Source organism: Flavobacterium ustbae, assembly GCF_003946915.1.
GTDB classification, from domain to species: domain Bacteria; phylum Bacteroidota; class Bacteroidia; order Flavobacteriales; family Flavobacteriaceae; genus Flavobacterium; species Flavobacterium ustbae.
In genome coordinates this window covers 299,694-322,202 of record NZ_RPOC01000002.1, presented here as the reverse complement: position 1 = coordinate 322,202, position 22,509 = coordinate 299,694, and the positions used below count along the sequence as shown (strand labels likewise).

Below are 22,509 nucleotides of genomic sequence, written 5' to 3'. Positions count from 1 at the left end.
TCATATAAAAAATGAATTTTTTCAAAAAAATATTTGGTTCCAGTGAATCCGCTTCTGACGAAGAACACGAAAGCGAATATGCAGGAACATCTTCTGCCCCGAATAGTCATTTGTCTTTAGATGAACAATTCATTTTTAATTTTAAGAAAAATGGAGGAAAGTTTCTATACTGTGAAAACGGACAGGAATTAGCAGAACAGTTTGAAAACATCTTAGAAGAAAATGATTGGTTTGAAAATGAAGTTTTGTGCTATGAGCCTGCTCTTTATAGTTTATTAGAAGAAAATAAATTATTCTATATTGCGCCTTCAAACCCTAAATTTTTATTAGCAAGCTGTGAAAATCTTATTGCTGATGAAGGTTCAATTCTATTTTCATCAAAACAAATTAGACAAAATAAACCAAACGAATTACCCGCAAATATTGTTATAATAGCAACTACGAGTCAAATCCTTCCGATGAAAAGCGATGGGCTAAGCGCTATTAAACGCAAATACGAAAGAGACATTCCTACTAATATCACTACAATAAAATATTTCGAAAAAGCAAAAGAAGAGGATTTTACACAATACGGAAGTGTTGCAAAGAACCTTTATTTACTGCTTTTAGAAGATCTTTAAGATGAACGAAACACTGAAGAGAACCATTTCTGGTGCTGTTTATATCGCTTTATTATTAACTTCGATATTGTTTTCTACAGAAAGCTTCATTACTCTTTTTGGTGTTTTCTTGATTATTACAATATACGAGTTTTCTAATATTGTAAACTTAAACAAAGTGTTTGCAATTCTATTTGGAATTTTAGTTTATTCTTCCATTATTCTTGTTAGTCATTACAACAAGCAGACGACTAAATTCTTAAATGACAATTTTAATTCTACTATTAGTTTAGAAACCAATATCAAACAACTGGATCTAGTTCTTCTTGCGGTTACAATTGTTGTTTCTATAAAGTGCATCATATTTTTATTTTATGACTCTGTTCAAAAAGTAAGCACTTCTTCAAAATATTTATATCTACTTGGATATATAACACTTCCTTTTATATTTATTGTAAAAATATCTTTTGGAACAAACAATTATAACCCGAAGATTATTTTGGGATTATTTGTCTTAATCTGGACCAACGACACTTTTGCTTATCTAGTTGGAAAATCAATGGGAAAACATAAATTATTTGAACGTGTTTCTCCCAAAAAAACAATTGAAGGATTTATTGGAGGTGCTGTTTTTGCTGCATTTGCTGGTTTCCTGATTTCTAAACTCTACATTCAGCCTAAACCTGAATTTAGCAACATGTCTATCATAATCTGGACTACAATTGCATTGATTGTAAGCATTTTTGGGACTATTGGAGATTTAATAGAATCTAAATTTAAGCGAATTGCCGGCATAAAAGACAGTGGTTCTATAATGCCAGGCCACGGAGGTATTCTAGATCGATTAGATAGTGTTATATTTGTAGCACCAATTATATTTTTATTTTATCAAATTTTATATTATGTTTCATAAAGAAGGAGGCCCATCCATTTTACTAGGTACTGTATTTACAGTAGCTGTACTTTTAATTGCTGATAAATTTATTGATATTGCATGGTTGAGAATGCTTGTTCAATTCGCAGCGGTTGTAATTTTGATTATTATTCTACAATTCTTTAGAAATCCAAAGAGAATTGCAGTTAGAGACATTGATCATATCCTTGCTCCCGTTGACGGAAAAGTTGTGGTTATTGAAGAGGTTTATGAAGGAGAATATTTTAAAGATAAACGTTTACAGGTTTCGATTTTCATGTCTCCAATTAATGTGCATGTAACTCGTTACGCGATGGACGGAATCATTAAATTCAGCAAATACCATCCTGGCAAATTCTTGGTTGCTTGGCATCCAAAAGCAAGCGAGGAAAACGAAAGAACTACAGTTGTAATTGAAAACGAAACTTTCGGCGCTATTTTATACAGACAAATTGCGGGAGCACTGGCACGTAGAATTGTAAATTACGCAAAAGAAGGAATGCAGGTTGTACAAGGAACTGACGCTGGTTTCATTAAATTCGGATCAAGAGTAGATTTATTTTTACCTTTAGGTACACCAATCAATGTAGAGTTAAATCAAAAAGCGATTGGCGGAAAAACAATTATTGCTACAAAAGCATAAATGGCAGATAAAGATTTAGATATGCGCTTTGCTAAAGCTGTGGAAATTGCTATGACAATGACTCAAGCTTCATTGCCGCAAGATGTGCAGTTAAGACTTTATGCTTTTTACAAACAGGCAACTTTTGGAACTGCTGTCTATAATCAGAATGGACATTTTGATTTAAGAGACGCTTTTAAAACGAATGCTTGGATGCAAATCAGTCATCTGTCTGTCGACGAAGCCAAAGAAAATTATATCGAAATCATCAATTCATTAACATCAAAATAAAAAACATTATGAAGAAAAACGTTGTTCTTTTTAGCACTTTAACTTCATTTTTACTATTATTTTCCTGTAAAGAAGACAAGCTGGTTGAAGTAGTTGAAGTTCCTCTTCCTACTAAAGAAGAAAAAATCACTATTGGTTCGCCAAACGATGTTAAAGCCGATCCGGGCTCTTTTGAAATGACAAAATTGCCTTTTAATTATGATGCGCTTGCGCCAGACATTAGAACTTTGACTTTAGAAACTCATTATTCTAAACATTATTTATCGTACACTAACAATTTTAACAAAGAGATTGTTTCGACTGAATATGAAAATATGCCAATTGAGGATATTTTGAAAAAGATGGATTTAAGTAATGCAAAGCTTCGTCAGAATGCTGGCGGTTATTACAATCATACGCTTTATTTTAATATTCTAACGCCAAAAGAGCAGACTCCAAAAGATACGCTTGCTGGTTCAATTGCTAAAGAATTTGGCTCTTTTAACAACCTAACCAATCAGTTTAAAGCACAGTCTGAAAAGCAGTTTGGTTCTGGATGGGTTTGGCTTGTTGTAGACCGATATGGTAAATTGCAAATTACCACAACAAATGATCAAGACAATCCATTAATGAAAAATGCTTTGATTCCTGGAACTCCGATTATGGGAATTGATCTTTGGGAACATGCCTATTATTTAGACTATCAAAACCGAAAAGGCAGCTATATTGATGCTTTTTACAATCATATCAATTGGGAAAAAGTAAACGAATATTACATCGAAGCGCTCAAAAAGGTTAAAAAAGTATAAAACAAAAAAGCTGATATAGAATTCTGTATCAGCTTTTTTTTATACCTTAATTATCTCATAAACAACAACAAAGAGATATGAAAGATATAGCAACACGTTTTATAGAAAATCCACTTTTAGCGCCTTCCGATTTACCGCCAAGTCGAGAAGGTTTAGAAATTACCTGTCTATTAAATCCCGGCGTATTCCAGTTTCAAAACAAAATCTGGCTGGCTGTAAGAGTTGCCGAAAGACCGAAGCAAATTGAAGACATTATTTCTTTCCCTGTATTAACAGAAACTGGAGCAATTCAGATTATCGAAATTTTAAAAAATCATCCTGAACTTATTGCTACAGATGCACGTGTTATAAATTATCAAGGGCTTGATTACTTAACGACTTTATCTCATATTCGATTATTGTGCAGCGAAGACGGAAAACAGTTTTATGAGCCAGAAGATTATCCGCATTTGGTTGGTGAAGGAATATTGGAAACTTTTGGAATTGAAGATTGTCGCGTTTCTTTAATTGAGGGTAAGTATTATCTAACTTTCACTTCTGTTTCGGACAATGGTGTTGGCGTTGGTTTACGAACTACAACCGATTGGAAGAATTTTCAAAAACACGGAATGATATTACCACCTCATAATAAAGACTGTGCCATTTTTGAAGAAAAAATAAACGGTTTGTTTTACGCATTACATCGCCCGAGCAGTGTTGACCTTGGCGGTAATTATATTTGGATTGCTTCGTCTCCAGATGGTATTCATTGGGGAAATCACAAATGCATTATCAAAACCAGAAAAGATAGCTGGGACAGTAAAAGAGTTGGTGCCGGAGCTGCACCAATAAAAACAGAATTAGGCTGGCTTGAAATTTATCATGGAGCAAATGATGCTCATCAGTATTGTCTGGGAGCATTTTTAATGGAACTTGATAATCCTACGAAAGTAATTTCGAGAACCGAAACACCAATTATGTTTCCTAAAACAAACTACGAATTAAGCGGCTTTTTTGGAAATGTAGTTTTCACCAATGGACATATCGTTGAACCTGACGGAGATACTTTAACCGTTTATTACGGCGCTTCTGATGAATTCGTCTGTGGTGCTACTTTTTCAATTAAAGAAATTCTTTCTCTGCTTAAAACAGTTTAAAAAATATTTAAAACACATAGAAACATAGATTTTGTGCAAAAAAAGAATACAAAAGAAACTAGTTTCAACACATAGATAACTATGTGTATTTAAACTAGTGAAACGCCTTTTATAAGTCTACTAAACTATGTTTCTATGTGTTAAAAATAATCTTTAATTCACTTCATAAATCAAAGATTCAGAAGGCTTTATTTTTACTTGAGCCACTCCTTCTCCATTTTTCACATTCAAATAGGTTTTATTTTGCAGATACAATTTATCTACTAAAACATAAGAACCGTCTTTTAAATTCCATTTTGAAATTACTTCAGAAGGAATTTTCAACTCAAATTGGCTTTCTTTTTCAGAAGAAAAATTAGCAATAACAATCAATTTCTGATTATCTGACCAGCGAACAAAAGAATATAGTAGCGGATCATACGCTTGATTTTGACGGTTTATAGACTGAATTTCTTGAAATTCTCCCATTAAGGCATCACTTTTAATTGTGAAATTCAATAAACGTTTGTAAAAGTCACGAAGCTGTTTTTCAGAATCCGAAAGCTGACCGCCATCAAATTTGCCATCATTCATCCAGCGCTGGTGATTTGGAACTCCGATATAATCAAAAATAGATGTTCTTGAGCGTTTTCCGAAACCTGCATCTTCATTCCCTGCCTCTCCTACTTCTTGTCCGAAATAAATCATGGTTGGTGAAGTGCTTATTGTTGCCGAAACTACCATTAAAGGTTTTCCTCTTTCTGGCGTTCCCGCAAATTCTGGACTTGCTAAACGCTGTTCGTCATGATTATCTAAGAAATGAAGCATATTATGCTCAATATCGGCCATTCCGTTCTGAATTTTTGTTAATTCGTCAGGCGAAGATTGTCCACGAATGATATCTTTCAACTTATCATAAGTTTCTACTTTATCATACAAATAATCCATTTTTCCTAAGCGAATGTAATTTCGGTATTCATTCGGATTATATACTTCTGCCAATAAAAACGCATTCGGATTTTTCATTTTAATGGAAGAGTTCATATAGCTCCAGAATTCATACGGAACCATTTCTGCCATATCATAGCGGAATCCGTCAACACCTTTTGAAATCCAATATAAGGCAATGTCTTTAAACTTTTTCCAAGAATCTGGCACGTCTTTATCTTGCCAAAAAGCAAAATGTTCTTGATACGATTTCTGATCGAAAACAGCTGGAAGTTCAGGAAAATCTTTAGTTCCGTCTGGACGCACACCATAATTTACTTTTACCGTTTCGTACCAGTCGTTTTGGTCTGGCTTGAATTTTCGAGATCCATTTCCTGTCCATTTTGCAGGATTTTCGTCAAATTTTCCATCAATCAATGGGTTTTTCTCTCCATTCAAAGGAACATCTCCATCTGGAATTTCAAAATGCTGATTCGGAATATAGTAGAAATTATTGTCTCGCTTGTATTCAACAGTAACATTATCATCTGCGCCAAAATCTTTTACGCCAGCAGGATTTGATTTTCCTTCATATTTTCTAGCGATATGATTTGGTACAATATCAGTAATCACTTTTAAACCTGCAGCGTGTGTACGTTTTATTAGAGCTTCAAATTCTTCTAATCGTTTTGTGGGATCTACAGCCAAATCTGGATTTACATTATAATAATCTTTTACTGCATAAGGTGAACCTGCGCGACCTTTTACCACTTCTGGATCATCATTAGAAATTCCGTATGCTGTATAGTCGCGCACCAGAGCATGATGCGGAACTCCAGTATACCAAATATAATTGACACCTAAATCTTTTATTTCGTGTAAAGCTTTATCTGTAAAATCATTAAATTTTCCAACACCGTTTTCTTCAATAGTTCCCCACGGTTTGTTAGCTGTATTTTTATTTCCAAAAAGGCGCGTAAAAACTTGATACACTACAACTTTCTTTTCTGTTGCAGCAGATTCTTTTGCTGTACTCATTTTTAAATCTTTTGTTTTACAGCCTGAGAAAACAAGCATTACTAATACTACAGAAAGTATCTTTTTCATAAGAACATTTAACATAATTTTGATACTATTTTTTTCTGTAAATAAACAGATCAAAGACCAAGTTAAAACATCATAATTTTGTTCCGTAGAATTCAATTGCTCTTTTTTTTAATGGATTCATACTCCAATCTTCCCAAGTATTTTGATAAGGATCATATCCGCATTTCAAAGGTTTAGAATAATGATCTTCAGGCTCCTCTAGATACGCTCGACAATCCATGCAAACATGCCTAAATTCACAATCCTTACATATGCTAACTTGATCTTTATTTAAATTCCAAAAAAAAATAAAATCAGGATTTCTAATAATGTCTTTAAAATTTGAGCTAGCTATATTGCCAAATTTTTTTTTCATCGATGGGCAGTTCTTGATATTACCACGGCTATCAATTGCGATTTTTTTGTTCAAACATGTATTATTATTTTGAGATTCTAAATAAAACTCCTCATTAAAAACAAAATTACATTTCTTTACAATTCCACAAGAAATTGGCATAATAAGTTTTTCTACTATAAAATCAAAGCTAAGATTATTAACATTATTTTGTAAATCGGAGATATTGTTATCACATGAATGAAAAATAACGTTTATATATTTCTGTATCGAGAGATTTTTTTTAATTAAGTAAGAGTACAACTCGTCACTAAAACTAATTACGAAAGAAATTTCCTCAATAAATGAATCATTTAACAATTCACATTTTTTTAAAACATTTTCCAAAACAGTAACAGAAATATCTGTACAAAATCTTATCTGTAAGTATTTTATTTTACAATCAATAATCTGTTTACAAATAATAGAACTAAGATTAAAATCATTCTCTAAATCAATTATAAGATAATTTATATCATTTGGTGAGGCGAATTCCCGATTATCGTATTCAAAATTTTGAAACTCTTTTAACGAATTACAATAAAAACCTAATTTATTATTTATCAAAAAATCAAGGTACTCTTCTAATATTTTTTTATTATCAAGTGAAATTTCTTGCAACATTTTTTCAATGTTTATACCTAAATTTGACGACAGTAAATCAAACAAGCTATTTGGTACAAACCTTATGAAATCCCTTCTTGAATCAAACATTAATGTTCGATTATAACCTTTTACGATTTTTACAGAACTAAATAATTTTAAATATTTCATAAAAGTGTATATGGTTTGTTTGATCTTACAATTACAACTTTTGTCTTAGAAATACTTTTATTGTCAGATAATAAAACTTGGCTCATGTTTTGTTTCTCGACCTTAATCCACTTTTGCAAACTTGTGACATTTTTTAAAGTTTTCATTTTTTACAATAATTTAGCAATTTCTTTTTCAATATTATAATTTCCATAATAACTAACATTATTAAAAACACCTAGAGGATTAATTTCCAAAAAATAGAAATTATTATCTGTAGAATATATCCAATCAACCGAACCACTATTTAAATTTAATAACGTAGCTAACTTAACAATCTTACTTTCTAAATCAGCAGGTATTTGAAAGTTTGTAATATGATTTGAATTAATAATTCTATTATCAATTATAGAATCTTGATTTTCCTGTGAAAATATTGCAATGGACCAAAATCTGTTTTTTATAAAAAATGTCCTAATTTCGTATTTTTTATCTACTTTAACTTGTAGCAGTGATGGAACAAAATTATCCGACATTTTTTCAAAAAGATTAATTTCCCTAGTATAATTGAGATACAAATCATCTTTCGAATAGAAAGGTTTTATCTCCCCAATAGATTTAGTAATTAATTGCTTCTTTTCGTGTAATAACCTACAAACGTTATCTTTCGAAGATGTAATAAAACTTTCAGGAATTTTTAATCCAATCTCATTCGCTAAAGTTAACACTTCCAACTTATTAACCTCATAATGAGCAATATTTCCAATTAAGCAAATTGCTTTTTTCTCTATTAGGAAGTGCAGAAAAAATCTTAGCTTGTTCCATTCATTTGCATTATAATCAATAATAAATTTACTTTCATCTTTATCTGTATTGATTTGATAATTTAAAGTTCCATTTTTGTAAAAAACACTACTTATAGAATGAAGGTTGATTTTAACGTTATTAATTTCAAATTCATAAAACTCATTTAAAAGATCGAAATTTACTTTATTTATATAACTATTCTCATCAATCCTGATAAATTCTTTTTCATAATACATAAGCCACTTACATATATTATCTGTAGATTGATCTTTTTGTCCATTTATTACTAATATCATATAAAATCCAAAAGATAATGAAAAAACAATTTCATGTCTTTTCATTATCTCGTTTAGATAAACTTATTTTAAACTGCTCTTACATTTGCATACTGAATGTGACCATTTCCAAAATCACAATCTGATGTATATGAAAGTGTTTGACTTCCATATGTAAAAGTACCTGCTCCAGTATTATCAACTGGCGGATAACCACCTTTAACACTCGTTAATTCATCATTATTTAATGAAAAATCTTTAAAGCTTTGTAAATCCTGCATAATTTTGTTTTTAAGTTATTTCTTACTCTTTTGAAGGTTTTTCAGCTACACCTCTTATTATCAAAACAATATTATCAAAAACATTTCTTACAAACAAGCAAAAAAAAAAAAAAAAACATATTAATTTTTTTTTAAATTTCTAGACAAATTCAGTAAATCATGGATAACAACAGGGGGGGATAAAAACTTTATGATTTTAAATTTCTCAGAAAGAAAATGATTTACCAAATTAATCTTAAATCACCTTTAAATTGTAACCTTTTTTATAAATTTGACAAAAATTTAATCAGTTGAAGAAATCACTCTTTTTCATATTTTGTTGTCTGTTTTTAAGTTCGCATTTAATTTCTGCACAAGCCAAAAAGAAGACGCAAACTCCTAAAACCATCATAGTCGAAAATGCTGATTGGTCGTCAGTCGATCAAAATGCTGTACCAGATGCTGTTTTACTATCAGGAAATGTAAAAATAACTCACGATGGTGTGGTTTTAACTTGCAATAAAGCCTATTTTTTTCAAAAAGAAAATTATCTAAAAGCATTCGGAAATGTACAATTAGTGCAGGGAGATACTTTGTTCTTAAATAGTAAATATGCCGAATACAGCGGAAATGAAAAAAAAGCTTTCGCTAAAGGAGATGCAGTTCTAACTTCTCCAGATGCCACTTTACGTACCGATACCATCAATTTTGATCGAAATATCCAAGAAGCATTTTACAATACTAAAGGAACAATTGTAAACAAAGACAATACTTTGGTAAGTAAATCTGGAAGATATTACGTGAAAGAAAAGAAATTCCAGTTTTTGACTGAAGTTACAATTACAAATCCAAAATATGTGATTAAGTCCAATCACTTGGATTATTATAGTAATTCTGGACATACGTATCTTCTTGGCCCTTCAACTATTACGAGTAAAGCCAATTATATTTATACCGAAAAAGGTTTTTATGATACGAAGAAAAATTTAGCACATTTTCTGCGAAGATCTTATATCAAATACGACGACCGACTTATAGAAGGCGATAGTTTATATTACAATCGAAATATTGAATTTGCATCGGCTACGCGAAATGTAAAAATTACCGATTCGATTAATAAAGGAATTGTAAAAGGACATTATGCAGAGCTTTATAAACTGAAAGATTCGATGTTTGTAACCAAAAGAGCGGTAGCGATTAATTTGGTTGAAAATGATTCGGTTTACATTCACGGAAAAAAATTATTGGTAACAGGAAAAGAGGGCGAGCGAATTCTGCGTGCTTTTAACAATGTTCGTTTTTATAAAACGGATATGAGCGGTAAATGCGATTCTATACATTCGGATTCTAAAATCGCTTTGACAAAATTGATCGGAAATCCGATTTTGTGGAATGGCGAAAACCAAATTACAGGAGATGTAATGCACTTAATTGGCGACAATACAACAAGAAAAATTGACTCTTTAAAAGTCCTCAATAATACTTTTGTTCTCTCCAAGGATACGCTCGGAACGGGTTATAATCAGGTCAAGGGACTCAATTTGTTTGGAAAATTCCGGGATGGAAAACTCCATGATGTTGATGTAATCAAAAATACTGAAGTCATTTATTATATGCGAAATGATACCAATGAACTAATCGGAATCAATAAAAATGTTAGCAGTAAAATCAATATGATTTTGGAGAATAATGCTATAGAAACCATTACTTTCTTCAATAAAGTTGATGGTGATATTTTTCCAGAAGACGAACTCCCAGAAAATGCTAGAAAACTGCGAGGAATGAACTGGCGAGGTGCCGAAAGAATAAAGTCGAAAGATGATATTTTTACCGATGAAGATAACGAACTGAATGAAAAACTGATTAAAGAAGGAAAAGAACAGGAAGAAAAAGGTAAAAATATTCCGCTAAAAGTCAGGAAGGAAACTTTGAATTACGACAAGAAGAATCCAGCTGCTAAGAGTAAGAAATAGTGGTCAGTGTACAGTTTTTTTTAGTGTTCAGCTTAAACTTAAATAAGTAAATACTGTACGCTAAAACCTTAGGATATTAGCAACTTTAAAAAAGTCAACCTAAGCATAAAGTAAAAAAAAAATTAGTATCTCAGAACCTTAGTGCCTTTGAAGCTTAAAAAAAAAGTTAACCTAAGCGTAAAGTTAAAAAACCTTAGATCCTTAGTACCTTTGCGACTTTGAACCTTTAAGAAAAAATGAATCCAGATTTTATAAAATACCAAGCGCAAACTTCTCCTTACCCACTCGGAATGGAAGTTTCGCATGCCATTGGCTCTTACATATACGACACAAACGATAAGAAATATTTAGATTTTGTTGCCGGAGTTTCGGCTTGCACTTTAGGACATCAGCATCCGAGAGTCAATCAGGCGATAAAAGATCAGTTGGACAAATATTCTCACGTAATGGTTTACGGAGAATATTCACAAAGTCCAGCCGTTCAATATTGTAAAATGATGGCTTCACTTCTTCCAGAATCTTTAAATAAAACCTATTTGGTAAATTCTGGAACAGAAGCGATTGAAGGCTCGCTAAAACTGGCAAAACGAGTTACAGGCCGTAGCCAGCTTATTTCTTGTCACAACGCTTATCACGGAAACACAATGGGATCTATGAGCGTTATGGGATTTGAAGAACGAAAACAAGCTTTCAGGCCTTTGCTTCCAGATGTTGATTTTATCACTTTCAACAGCGAAGAAGATTTACAGAAAATAACCACTCGAACTGCAGCCATTCTTTTAGAAACCATTCAAGGAGGAGCTGGATTTATTCAGCCAGAAAACAATTTCTTGGAGAAAGTTCGCAAACGCTGCGATGAGGTTGGAGCTTTAATGATTGTCGACGAAATTCAGCCTGGTTTTGGAAGAACAGGAAAACTTTTCGGTTTCCAAAATTATGACGTAGTTCCAGACATCGTTGTTATGGGAAAAGGAATGGGTGGCGGAATGCCTGTTGGAGCGTTTACAGCTTCTTCTGAAAAAATGGATCTTTTAACAGAAAATCCGAAATTAGGACATATTACGACTTTTGGAGGTCACCCTGTCATTGCGTCAGCTTGTTTGGCTACTTTGCAAGAATTAACTGAAACAAATTTAATGGCAGAAGCGCTTGAAAAGGAAAAACTCTTCAGATCACTTTTGGTACATCCTTTGATTACAGAAGTTAGAGGAAAAGGATTAATGCTTGCCGCGATGACAGAATCGGCAGATATTACAAACGAAGTCATTTTAACCTGTCAAGACAGAGGACTTATTTTATTCTGGCTTTTATTTGAAGGATGCGCGATACGAATCACACCACCTTTAACGATTTCTGAAGAGGAAATTAGAGAAGGCTGCGCTATTATTTTAGACGTTATGGATGAGATAATAAAAAAGAACAACAAATAGAATTCAAAATTATTTTGAGCGCAGTTTCAACAAAAACGACAGAAAATAATACTCAATTTATATTTCATTAAAATCTTTCTGCCTAAATAAAAAAAGAATAAAACTGAAGTTAATCCTTTAATAATAAAGGATATTTCTTCCTAAAATAGAATAAAAAACGCCATATTTTGTTAATTAAATTGTTCAAAACAATTAATTTCTTATCCTTACAACAATTATATGGTTGCCTAAATTTATAACAGGCTAATTTCAAATATACGAAGTATGCAATTAAGCAACGAAGAAGAAGATTATAACCTATCCCTATCCAAATTTGAGTCGATGTTAAAAACCAACAAAGTACTCTTTTTTGATTCTGAAGAATTCGAAGAAATAATTCTTCATTATTTAGACATAGGCAAGGCTAATTTAGCAAAAAAGGCCTTAAAACTTGCATTAGACCAGCATCCAAAATCTACAGGCTTAAAATTAGTACAAGTAGAAATGCTAGTTTATGATGACAAACTCGATATCGCTGAAAAGCTTTTGAATGAGTTGTACGCAATTGAACCCAACAACGAGGAAATCTACATCCAAAAAGCCAATATCTGTTCAAAAAGAGATCAGCATGAAAAAGCAGTTGAACTGTTAAAAATTGCACTTCAGTATACTGATGATTATGCAGATGTATACAATTTGATTGGTATGGAATATCTTTTTATGGATAATCTAGAATTGGCAAAAGAAAGTTTCATCAAATGTCTTGAAGAAGATTTAGAAGATCAGTCTGCGCTTTATAATGTAGTGTACTGTTTTGAATTTTTAGATCAAAATCAAGAAGCGATTGTTTATTTGAATGAATACATCAACAGAAATCCTTACAGCGAAATTGCTTGGCATCAGCTTGGACGTCTTCATTATGGCGTAAAAGAATATGAAAATGCTATTCGCGCTTTTGATTATGCAACGCTGATTGATGATGAATTTTTAGGCGCTTTTATGGAAAAAGCAAAAGCTTATGAGCGTCTGAAAAAATACAACGAAGCAATTGAAAGCTATAACAGAACTATCGAATTGGATGATGCGACTTCGTACGCGCTTCTTCGAATTGGAAAGTGTTATGAAAAACTTGGTAATTTAGCGAAAGCAATTCAATACTATAACCAAACGGTGCACGAAGATCCGCTTTTAGACAAAGGCTGGATTGCGATTACAGATTTTCATCTTCGCCAGAAAAACTATCAGAAAGCTTTGTTTTTTGTGAATAAAGCTTTGGCAATCGACAATCAGAATCGTTTGTACTGGAAAAGATATGCTACGATCAACAAACAAATGAATTTCTTTGAAGAAGCCGAATTTGGTTTTAGAAAAGCAGTTGAATTTGGAGATTACGCACTAGACACTTGGTTATTCTGGGTTGATATCCTTCAGTTTTTAGGTGAATTTGAAACGGCTATCCAAACTTTATTGCAAGCGACAGAATATTTTCCAGAAGAAAATGAAATCGAATATCGTTTGGCTGGATTGTATTTTATGATTCAAGACAACACAAAAGCTAAATTTCACTTAAGCAATGGTTTACGCCTAAATTTTGACAATTATATTTTAATAGAAGATTTGTTTCCTGTAGTTTGGGCAAAAAAAACAGTAAAAAATTATATAGAAAAACATCGTAAATAAGAATGGTTGATATTTTATTAAGAAGACGTTTTGGATTATTAGGACGCAACATAAGCTACTCTTTTTCAAAAGGTTATTTTACAGAAAAATTTAATAATGAAGTTTTTGCTGGCAACAGCTATGAGAATTTTGACATATCTGAGATTAATTATTTCACTGAGTTAATTAAAAACAATCCTGATTTAAAAGGATTAAACGTTACAATTCCGTACAAAGAACAAGTTATACCTTTTCTAGATAAACTATCAAAAAAAGCTGCTCTAATTGGCGCTGTCAATACTATCAAATTTACTAAAAGTGGCAAGTTAAAAGGTTATAATACTGATTATTACGGATTTAAAAAATCGCTAAAACCACTATTAGAACCACATCACAGAAAAGCACTTATTTTAGGAACAGGCGGAGCTTCTAAAGGTGTTGCTTTTGCTTTGGATGAATTGGATATTCCGTATACTTTCGTTTCTAGAGAAGCTAAAGAAAACATAATAGATTACGATTTGATTAATGCTACTACTTTTGACAATTTTCAAATTATAATCAATTGCACGCCAGTTGGAACAAGTCCAAATATCGAAGCTTGTCCAAACTTACCTTATGAGTTTTTTACAGAAAAGCACATTGCATACGACTTAATCTATAATCCGGCAGAAACTACTTTCTTACGAAAAGCAAAAGAAAAGGGAGCTGTAATTAAAAACGGGCACGATATGCTTATTTTTCAGGCTGAAAAAGCTTGGAAAATATGGAACAAATAAAATAAATAGCAAAAAATAAAATGTTAACGTATTTTTTGTATTTTTAATCCACTAAATAACAGGTGGTTATGAATAAAATACAATTACTTAGCATTTTATTTTTTTTGATTACCGGTAGGCTCTTTGCACAAGATACTATACCTAAAAATAGTCCTTTCTCTGAACCGCGCTACCATTATTTCCTCAAAACGCTTCTTTTTTTTGATGAATATCTAGACACAGACAATGGCTCTTTTAACACCACTCAAGTTCGAGTCTTACTTCCTGTGGGTAACAAAGCTTGGAATTTACGTTTTGATCTTCCGCTAATTTCTGCCAATACCAATTCGATAAACAAAACTGCTATAGGCGACGTTGGTATGGGAGTAAGTTATATACCGTTTATGAAAAATAATAACGGAATTGCACTACGTACTAGAGTTTATGGCAATACTGCATCTGACCCGAACTTTGGATCTGGAAAATGGGTCGTTATGCCTGCAGTAATTTACGGAAAGTATCTTTACCCCAAAAAGCTTTTATGGCTCTCTACGTTAGAATATCAAGCGAGTTTTGCCGGAGCAAATAGCCGCAACGATATAAGCGTCACAGTATTAGAAAATGTTGTTCTATACTTTTTTGGCAAAAACTGGATTGCAGCAGATGTAGCATTTCGTTATAATGATGTTTTGCAAGGTTTTCAGAATAATGCTTTCGTTGAATTTGGACGAAAAATTACACCTACCAATTTGGTTTACATTCATCCAAGTGCTGCTTTTGGAGGTCAAAAAACATACAATTTAGGTCTTGAAGCAGGAATTCTGGTTTTGTTCTGAATTTCATTTATACTACTTAAAGGCTATATATACTGCGATATTAAAACACATTGTCTAAAAAAAATAGCAATCCAAAATTTAAATTTATAATAATAAATCATCCTAAAATCGTTTAACCTATTTTCAAATGGTTCTCAATAATAAGAATTTGATCGTAAAAAGAGCATAAACAAAGGATTTATTTTGTATTTAGAAACACCTTTACTATCTTTCGCACTGTTTAAAATAAAAACCTTATACATTTTTAAAGATGTTAGAAGAAAAGAATGATAACCTGCATGAAGCAGACGGAAAATCTGGAATCGAAATAAATGATTCTGTAACAAATGAAGCAATTGAAATATCAGATTCTGAAATTTTGACCGAAGATCTAGTGTCAGAAACTGAAAATGAATCTGAAGAACAAGAAAATGCTCATCAAGAAGCATTAGATGTTATTACCAATTCAAATGCTGCTGAAAGTGAAGACGAAACGCTGAAGGAACGTCACGACATTCCTATGCAAGATTACAACACATTTTCGTTGGACGCTCTTGTTGATGAACTTAAAAAACTGGTTAATACAGATGCAGTGATGTCTGTAAAAGATCATATTGAAGAAATCAAAAAAGCTTTCTTGCTACAATATCATCATCTTATAGAGGAGAAAAAAGAAGAATTTTTAGCTTCTAATCCAGATCCAAATGAAGAGTTTGAATATCATCTGCCTCTAAAATCTAAATTTGACGAATATTATAATGTTTTTAGAGAAAAAAGAAATGCTCATTTTAAACATTTACAAACCAATTTAAAAACCAATTTAGAAAATCGTCTGGCTATTGTTGAAGAATTAAAAGAATTAATTAATCCGCAGGAAAACATAAAAGATACTCTTAAACATTTTAATGAATTAAGAGAAAGATGGAAAAATGCTGGAGCAATTCCGAAAGATAAATACAATCACGTTTGGAATAATTATCATTTTCACGTAGAAAACTTCTATGACTATCTTCATTTAGATCGTGAAGCTAGAGATTTAGATTTTAAACATAATTTAGAATTAAAGCAAAAAATAATAGCTCGTGTAGAAGAATTGGTAAATGATGCCGATGTAAATAAATCTTTCCGTGAATTACAGGATTTACACAGAATTTGGAAAGAAGAAATTGGACCTGTTTCTAAAGAGCATCGCGACACAATCTGGAATCAATTTAGTGAACTGACTAAGAAAATCCACGATAAAAGAGAAGTCTTATTTGAAAACCAAAGAGCAAACGAAGGCAGAAATCTTGAAATCAAAAAAGAGATTATTGCTAAAATCGAAACTCTTGGAACAGAAAAAGTAAATTCTCATTCGCAATGGCTACTACAAATTCAGAAAGTAGAAGATTTAAGAAATGAGTTTTTTGCTGCAGGAAAAGTACCATCTGAAGTAAATGAAGAAACTTGGGCCGCTTTTAAAACTGCTGTTAGAAACTTTAATGCCTTTAAAAATTCGTTTTACAAGGATATTAAGAAAGACCAAAACGACAATCTAAATAAAAAACTTGCTCTAGTTGCTAAGGCTAAAGAATTACAAGAAAGCACCGATTTTTCGGCAACAACTCCTGTAATGAAGCAGATCCAGGAAGAATGGAAACAAATTGGACATGTTCCTAAAAAATATTCAGATAAAATCTGGAAAGAATTTAAGGATGCATGCAACCATTATTTTGATAAGTTAAAAGAGCATAAGTCAGAAGAAAATGGCGAAGAAGTTGCTGCTTTTGATAACAAAAAAGCATATTTGGATGTTTTGAGAGCTTTCCAACTTACTGGAGATCACAAAACAGATTTAGATGCCATTAAAGCACATATTGAAGCTTGGAAAGCATTGGGCAAAGTTCCTTTCTCAAGAAGACATATCGAAGGAAAATTCAATAAAATATTAGATGCTCTTTTTGAAAAATTGAGTCTAAGCAAAAAAGAATCAGAAATGATGCGTTTTGCCAACCGTATTGACTCTTTATCTGATAGTAACGATACACGCAAATTAGATAACGAGAAAATCTTTATTATGCGTAAAATTGAAGAAGTTCAAAATGAAATTTTCCAATTAGAAAACAATATTCAGTTCTTTACCAATACTAAAAATGCTAAAAAAGAGAATTCAATTGTTACGGAAGTACGTAAAAACATTGCAATTCACAAAGAAAGTCTTGAGGTTTGGAAAGATAAATTGAAACAATTAAGAAACTTAGGACAGGAATAAATATAGAAAATTCCAAATTTTAAAAATTCCAAATTCCAATTGAATAAACGCAATTGGAATTTGGAATTTTATTTTTTTGTAAGTTTTAATTTCAAAGCTAACAAATTGATAAAGCTGAAATGCAAAATTTTAGGTATATTTGATAGATTACTACTATTTGATAATCACCTAATAACAAATCAATTATTAATTTTAATAGCTAAAAAATGAAATTTACAAGAAAAGCACACGCCAACTGGAAAGGAACCGGTATGGAAGGAACAGGAAAAATTAGTACACAAAGCACTACTTTAGATAATGCTCAACTTTCTTTTAAAACAAGATTTGCTGATGGTGTTGGGACAAATCCAGAAGAATTGGTTGCGGCTGCGCATTCGGGCTGTTTTACCATGCAATTAAGCTTTTTACTGAACGAAGGTGGTTTTACTGCAGATGATTTAACCACAGAAGCAACAGTAACTTTTGAAGACGGAACCATCACTTTAATTCATTTAGATTTAAAAGGTAAAGTTCCATCAATTTCTGCAGAAGAATTTGCTTCTACGGCAGCTAAAGCGAAAGAAATCTGTCCGATTTCAAAACTATTGAATACTACAATTACACTATCTGCTGAATTAATCAGTTAAAACCATAAAAAAACCATCAGCCCGCGGCTGATGGTTTTTTTATGGCTTTGAAACAAGAAGTATTACATTTTTGCTTTCAAAGCTTTAGCTTCAGCAGTCATTTCAAGAGCGCTGTAAACTCCAATTAGTGTTTTAGAAACATCCTCGTTTTTAGGATCTAACTCATTAGCTTTTTTAAGGTAAGGAATAACTCCTTTGAAAACAGCTTCTCTCTGTGCTTTTAAAACATCGTAACGTTTCATATCTTTAGCAGAAGTACCCAATTTGTTCATTTCGTCAATGATTGGTTTCTCAGCTTCCAATTTCAATGCTGCAAGATTCAAGTAAGCATTTGTATAGTTAGGATTGATTTCGATTGCTTTTAGATAATATTTCTCTGCATCAGCATTGTTTTTAGCTCCAGCACTAATTACTCCTAAGTTGAATACTAAATCAGCGTTGTTTGGATCTTTTTGTAAAGCCTCTCCAACTAATTGTTTGTATTTTTCGAAGTCTTTAGTTTCTAGGTACAAATTAGCTTCAGTCAAGATTAAAGAAGTATCTTCTGGGTTTGCCTTTCTAGCATCAGCGATTGCTTGCTTAGCATCTTCTGTACGCCCTTTTTGAACTAAAATCAACGCTAAGTTTTTATAGATTTCACCTCTTTTTGAAGGAACAGCTTCTGTTTTAGGTTTTTCGTGCGTTCCTAATTTAACAGCTAAATCTCTTTCTTTAGCATTAGCAAAATTATCATCGTTTCCGTTTGCTTTATTTGTAGCTAAATACGAAGTTCCTTTTCCAGAAAAGTTTATTTTTTTCAACTCTTCATACATAGGTAATGCAAGATCATAATCTTGTGAATTTACAGCTGTAGATGCTGCATAATACAAGTTGATAGTATCTTTTTTATCTAAACCATACGCTTCGTATAATTTTTTTGCCCCTTCTGCATTTTTATTTGCTTGTGTATCAGCAATTGCAGAATTAATCAACAATCCTTTGATGTTTGTAATTGATTCTGCTGCTTGAGTTGAATATTTTTGTTTTCCAGAAGCTTTTTCTACTTCAATTAATTTTTTGTAGCTATTTGCTGCAGCTAATAGATTTTTACTTTCTTCAACCTTTTTATTTGCTAGGTCAAGAAAAGCATTACCTTGAACAAAATAATACTGTGCCTGCTCTGCTTCTTTAGCATTTGCAACTAAGCTCTCAGCATCTTTTAGTATCGTAATAGCTCCTTGAGCATCACCACTTTTCAATGCCTTTTCAGCACTTTTAATTTGATCTTTTTGAGCAAACGTAGCTACAGAAATCAGTAACGCTGATGCTAGTATAACATATTTACTTTTCATAATAATATTTATTTGTATTTAATTTTCTCTTTTAATTATTCTTCAGATTCCTCTTCCTCTTCATCGGCATCTTCTTCATCCTCTACAACTTCATCATCAGAATCATCCTCATCCTCAACAACTGTGTCATCTTCTAAAACTTCCAAATCAGGCTTAATCCTTTCAATCCCAGATTCAATAACATTACCGTCTTCATCGACAACCACTTCTTCAACATCATCTTTCATTACAGTTGTAACAGCAGCAATAGAATCTTTTCCTTTTAGGTTAATCAATCTAACACCTTGAGTAGCACGTCCCATAACACGTAAATCTTCAATTGCCATTCTGATCGTTAATCCCGATTTATTGATAATCATTAAATCATCTGCATCTGTCACAGCGTTGATTGAGATTAAGTTACCTGTTTTCTCGGTGATATTAAGTGTTTTAACTCCTTTACCTCCACGGTTTGTAATTCTGTACACATCTTCTCCATCGTCATCAACTAATTTGGTACGTTTTCCGTATCCGTTTTCAGTTACAACAAGAATTTGTGATGTCGAAATATCATTTTTATCAACCGTAACCATTCCGATTACTTCGTCTTTATCATCTTTTAAGGTAATTCCACGAACTCCAGAAGCTGTTCTTCCCATCGGACGTGTTTTAGTTTCTTCAAAACGAACCAATTTACCAGATTTAACTGCTAATATAATTTGGCTTTCTCCGTTTGTCAATTGAGCACCAAGTAATTCATCACCTTCTTTAATTGTAATAGCAGCAACTCCATTTGCTCTTGGTTTAGAATATTTCTCTAAAGAAGTTTTCTTCACCTGACCTTGTTTGGTTACCATTACAAGATTGTGCGTATTGATATAGTCTTTGTCTTTTAAGTCTTGCGTACAAATGAAAGCTTTTACTTTATCATCACTTTCAATATTTACCAAGTTCTGAATTGCTCTACCTTTTGCGGTTTTACTTCCTTCCGGAATTTCATAAACACGCATCCAGAAACATTTTCCTTTTTGGGTAAAGAACATCATATATTGGTGATTAGTCGCAACGAACATGTGCTCTAAGAAATCCTGATCTCTTGTTCCGGCACTCTTCTGTCCAACTCCACCTCTATTTTGTGTTTTGTATTCTGATAAGTTAGTACGTTTGATATAACCTGCATGAGAAATGGTAATAACTACACTTTCATCTGCAATTAAATCTTCTATACTTACATCTCCTCCAGAATATTCGATTTTAGAACGGCGATCATCACCATATTTATCGCGAATTTCTGTAAGCTCTTCTTTTATCAAATCAATTCTTAAATTAACGTCTGCTAATAAAGCCTTCAAATGCTCAATTAACTTCATTAATTCTTCATACTCCGCTCTTAATTTATCTTGCTCCAGACCTGTTAACTGACGTAGACGCATCTCAACAATTGCACGAGCTTGAATATCTGATAATTTAAATCTTTCGATTAATTTCTCTCTTGCTTCGTCTGTGTTTTTAGACCCTCTAATTAACGCAATTACTTCGTCGATATTGTCAGAAGCAATGATTAACCCTTCTAAAATATGCGCTCTTTCTTCGGCTTTACGCAATTCAAACTGCGTTCTTCTTACTACTACATCATGACGGTGCTCAATAAAATAGTGAATCATATCTTTTAGATTCAACAATTGAGGACGCCCTTTTACTAATGCAATATTATTTACACTGAAAGAAGACTGTAACTGAGTGTATTTGTATAAAGTATTTAGAACTACGTTTGGCGTAGCATCACGCTTCAGGATGTAAACGATACGCATACCGCTTCTGTCAGACTCGTCACGAATATTGGCAATACCTTCGATTTTTTTATCGTTAACCAAATCAGCAGTACGCTTGATCATTTCGGCTTTGTTAACCTGATATGGAATTTCAGTAACGATAATACATTCTCTTCCGTCAACTTCTTCAAAACCAACTTTAGCACGCATTACAATACGCCCTCTACCGGTTTTAAAAGCTTCACGAACGCCCTCATATCCATAAATAATACCTCCCGTTGGAAAATCAGGAGCTTTGATATGAGTCATTAATTCATCTACTTCAATATCATTATTATCAAGATACGCCAAAGTACCATTGATAACTTCAGTTAAATTGTGTGGTGGCATATTAGTCGCCATACCAACTGCAATACCTGTTGCTCCGTTTACTAATAAAGTAGGAACTCTTGTTGGCATTACTTTTGGCTCATATATTGTATCGTCAAAGTTCAATTGAAAATCAACTGTTTCTTTTTCGATGTCGGCCATAATCTCTTCAGAAATTTTGCGCATTCTGGCCTCCGTATAACGCATTGCTGCAGGACTGTCTCCATCGACAGAACCAAAGTTACCCTGTCCGTCAACTAACAAATAACGCATACTCCATTCCTGCGCCATACGTACCATTGCATCATAAACAGAGGTATCACCATGGGGGTGGTACTTACCAAGAACCTCCCCTACGATTCTCGCAGACTTTTTGTGGGCAGATCTCGATGTTACACCTAAATCATACATTCCGTAAAGAACTCTTCGATGCACTGGTTTCAAGCCATCTCTAACATCAGGAAGTGCTCTCGATACAATTACTGACATCGAATAATCGATGTAAGCTGACTTCATTTCATCCTCTATGTTAATAGGAATTAACTTTTCTCCTTCAGACATAAGTTGTTATATTAAATAATTATATTAGTTATCAAAGCGTGCCAAGATACGTTTTTTTGAAATTTTTTCAGCTATTTCCTTACACTTATTTCAATGATTTATTAACAACTTTATTTTGGCTTTTAGTTAATAAATTAAGCGTTTTTTAACTGTTTTATTGTCTTTTTTTTCGTCTATTA

At 32.4% G+C, this 22,509-nt stretch carries 19 protein-coding genes; 13 read left to right on the top strand and 6 right to left on the bottom strand.

Going from position 1 to position 22,509, the window contains the following annotated elements:
* The first annotated feature begins 11 nt into the window (after positions 1 to 11).
* The 6 genes from EG814_RS05335 (at position 12) to EG814_RS05310 (ending at position 4,349) form a co-directional block, all read left to right on the top strand.
* Positions 12 to 620, top strand: coding sequence for a lactate utilization protein B/C (locus EG814_RS05335; protein ID WP_125719662.1), 609 nt, complete (start codon positions 12 to 14; stop codon positions 618 to 620).
* Between the two features lies 1 nt (position 621).
* Positions 622 to 1,512 (top strand): phosphatidate cytidylyltransferase, encoded by an 891-nt coding sequence (locus EG814_RS05330; RefSeq protein ID WP_125719660.1) that lies wholly within the window; start codon positions 622 to 624, stop codon positions 1,510 to 1,512.
* Positions 1,502 to 2,155, top strand: a complete 654-nt coding sequence (locus EG814_RS05325; protein ID WP_125719658.1) for a phosphatidylserine decarboxylase family protein — start codon at positions 1,502 to 1,504, stop codon at positions 2,153 to 2,155. The genes EG814_RS05330 and EG814_RS05325 overlap by 11 nt, the downstream gene beginning before the upstream one ends.
* Complete coding sequence (locus EG814_RS05320) at positions 2,156 to 2,425, top strand: acyl-CoA-binding protein (protein ID WP_125719656.1); 270 nt, start codon at positions 2,156 to 2,158, stop codon at positions 2,423 to 2,425.
* An 8-nt stretch (positions 2,426 to 2,433) separates the two neighbouring features.
* Positions 2,434 to 3,213 carry a superoxide dismutase gene (locus EG814_RS05315; protein WP_125719654.1) on the top strand — a complete coding sequence of 260 codons (780 nt, stop codon included), beginning with the start codon at positions 2,434 to 2,436 and terminating at the stop codon, positions 3,211 to 3,213.
* 77 nt (positions 3,214 to 3,290) lie between these two features.
* Complete coding sequence (locus EG814_RS05310; protein WP_125719652.1) at positions 3,291 to 4,349, top strand: glycoside hydrolase family 130 protein; 1,059 nt, start codon at positions 3,291 to 3,293, stop codon at positions 4,347 to 4,349.
* 153 nt (positions 4,350 to 4,502) lie between these two features.
* Here the strand turns inward: EG814_RS05310 and EG814_RS05305 are convergent, their stop codons facing one another.
* The 4 genes from EG814_RS05305 to EG814_RS05290 all read right to left on the bottom strand — a co-directional run bounded on the left by EG814_RS05305 (position 4,503) and on the right by EG814_RS05290 (position 8,851).
* Positions 4,503 to 6,362 (bottom strand): alpha-amylase family protein, encoded by a 1,860-nt coding sequence (locus EG814_RS05305; protein ID WP_125719650.1) that lies wholly within the window; start codon positions 6,360 to 6,362, stop codon positions 4,503 to 4,505.
* 70 nt (positions 6,363 to 6,432) lie between these two features.
* Positions 6,433 to 7,509, bottom strand: a complete 1,077-nt coding sequence (gene gwsS / locus EG814_RS05300; RefSeq protein ID WP_125719648.1) for a grasp-with-spasm system SPASM domain peptide maturase — start codon at positions 7,507 to 7,509, stop codon at positions 6,433 to 6,435.
* 149 nt (positions 7,510 to 7,658) lie between these two features.
* Positions 7,659 to 8,636, bottom strand: a complete 978-nt coding sequence (locus EG814_RS05295) for an ATP-grasp domain-containing protein (RefSeq protein ID WP_125719646.1) — start codon at positions 8,634 to 8,636, stop codon at positions 7,659 to 7,661.
* Between the two features lie 23 nt (positions 8,637 to 8,659).
* On the bottom strand, positions 8,660 to 8,851 hold the full coding sequence (locus EG814_RS05290) for a hypothetical protein (protein ID WP_125719644.1): 192 nt from the start codon (positions 8,849 to 8,851) through the stop codon (positions 8,660 to 8,662).
* A 290-nt stretch (positions 8,852 to 9,141) separates the two neighbouring features.
* Between EG814_RS05290 and EG814_RS05285 the strand changes: the two genes are divergently transcribed.
* The 7 genes from EG814_RS05285 (at position 9,142) to EG814_RS05255 (ending at position 18,318) form a co-directional block, all read left to right on the top strand.
* Positions 9,142 to 10,803: an OstA-like protein gene (locus EG814_RS05285; protein ID WP_125719642.1), complete on the top strand. Its 1,662-nt coding sequence runs from the start codon at positions 9,142 to 9,144 to the stop codon at positions 10,801 to 10,803.
* A gap of 236 nt (positions 10,804 to 11,039) precedes the next feature.
* Positions 11,040 to 12,233 carry an aspartate aminotransferase family protein gene (locus tag EG814_RS05280; RefSeq protein WP_125719640.1) on the top strand — a complete coding sequence of 398 codons (1,194 nt, stop codon included), beginning with the start codon at positions 11,040 to 11,042 and terminating at the stop codon, positions 12,231 to 12,233.
* 264 nt (positions 12,234 to 12,497) lie between these two features.
* Positions 12,498 to 13,892, top strand: a complete 1,395-nt coding sequence (locus tag EG814_RS05275) for a tetratricopeptide repeat protein (RefSeq protein WP_125719638.1) — start codon at positions 12,498 to 12,500, stop codon at positions 13,890 to 13,892.
* Positions 13,893 to 13,894: 2 nt separating this feature from the next.
* Complete coding sequence (locus tag EG814_RS05270; RefSeq protein WP_125719636.1) at positions 13,895 to 14,647, top strand: shikimate dehydrogenase family protein; 753 nt, start codon at positions 13,895 to 13,897, stop codon at positions 14,645 to 14,647.
* 68 nt (positions 14,648 to 14,715) lie between these two features.
* Positions 14,716 to 15,462 (top strand): lipid A phosphoethanolamine transferase, encoded by a 747-nt coding sequence (locus EG814_RS05265; protein WP_125719634.1) that lies wholly within the window; start codon positions 14,716 to 14,718, stop codon positions 15,460 to 15,462.
* A gap of 250 nt (positions 15,463 to 15,712) precedes the next feature.
* Positions 15,713 to 17,692 (top strand): DUF349 domain-containing protein, encoded by a 1,980-nt coding sequence (locus EG814_RS05260; RefSeq protein ID WP_125719632.1) that lies wholly within the window; start codon positions 15,713 to 15,715, stop codon positions 17,690 to 17,692.
* Between the two features lie 206 nt (positions 17,693 to 17,898).
* Positions 17,899 to 18,318 carry an OsmC family protein gene (locus EG814_RS05255; RefSeq protein WP_125719630.1) on the top strand — a complete coding sequence of 140 codons (420 nt, stop codon included), beginning with the start codon at positions 17,899 to 17,901 and terminating at the stop codon, positions 18,316 to 18,318.
* 62 nt (positions 18,319 to 18,380) lie between these two features.
* Here EG814_RS05255 and EG814_RS05250 read toward each other — a convergent pair whose 3' ends face one another.
* Both EG814_RS05250 and gyrA read right to left on the bottom strand, forming a co-directional pair.
* Entirely contained in the window at positions 18,381 to 19,649 is a 1,269-nt protein-coding gene (locus tag EG814_RS05250) for a tetratricopeptide repeat protein (RefSeq protein ID WP_125719628.1), read from the bottom strand.
* Positions 19,650 to 19,684: 35 nt separating this feature from the next.
* Positions 19,685 to 22,330, bottom strand: coding sequence for a DNA gyrase subunit A (gene gyrA, locus EG814_RS05245; RefSeq protein WP_125719625.1), 2,646 nt, complete (start codon positions 22,328 to 22,330; stop codon positions 19,685 to 19,687).
* Between the last annotated feature and the right edge of the window lie 179 nt (positions 22,331 to 22,509).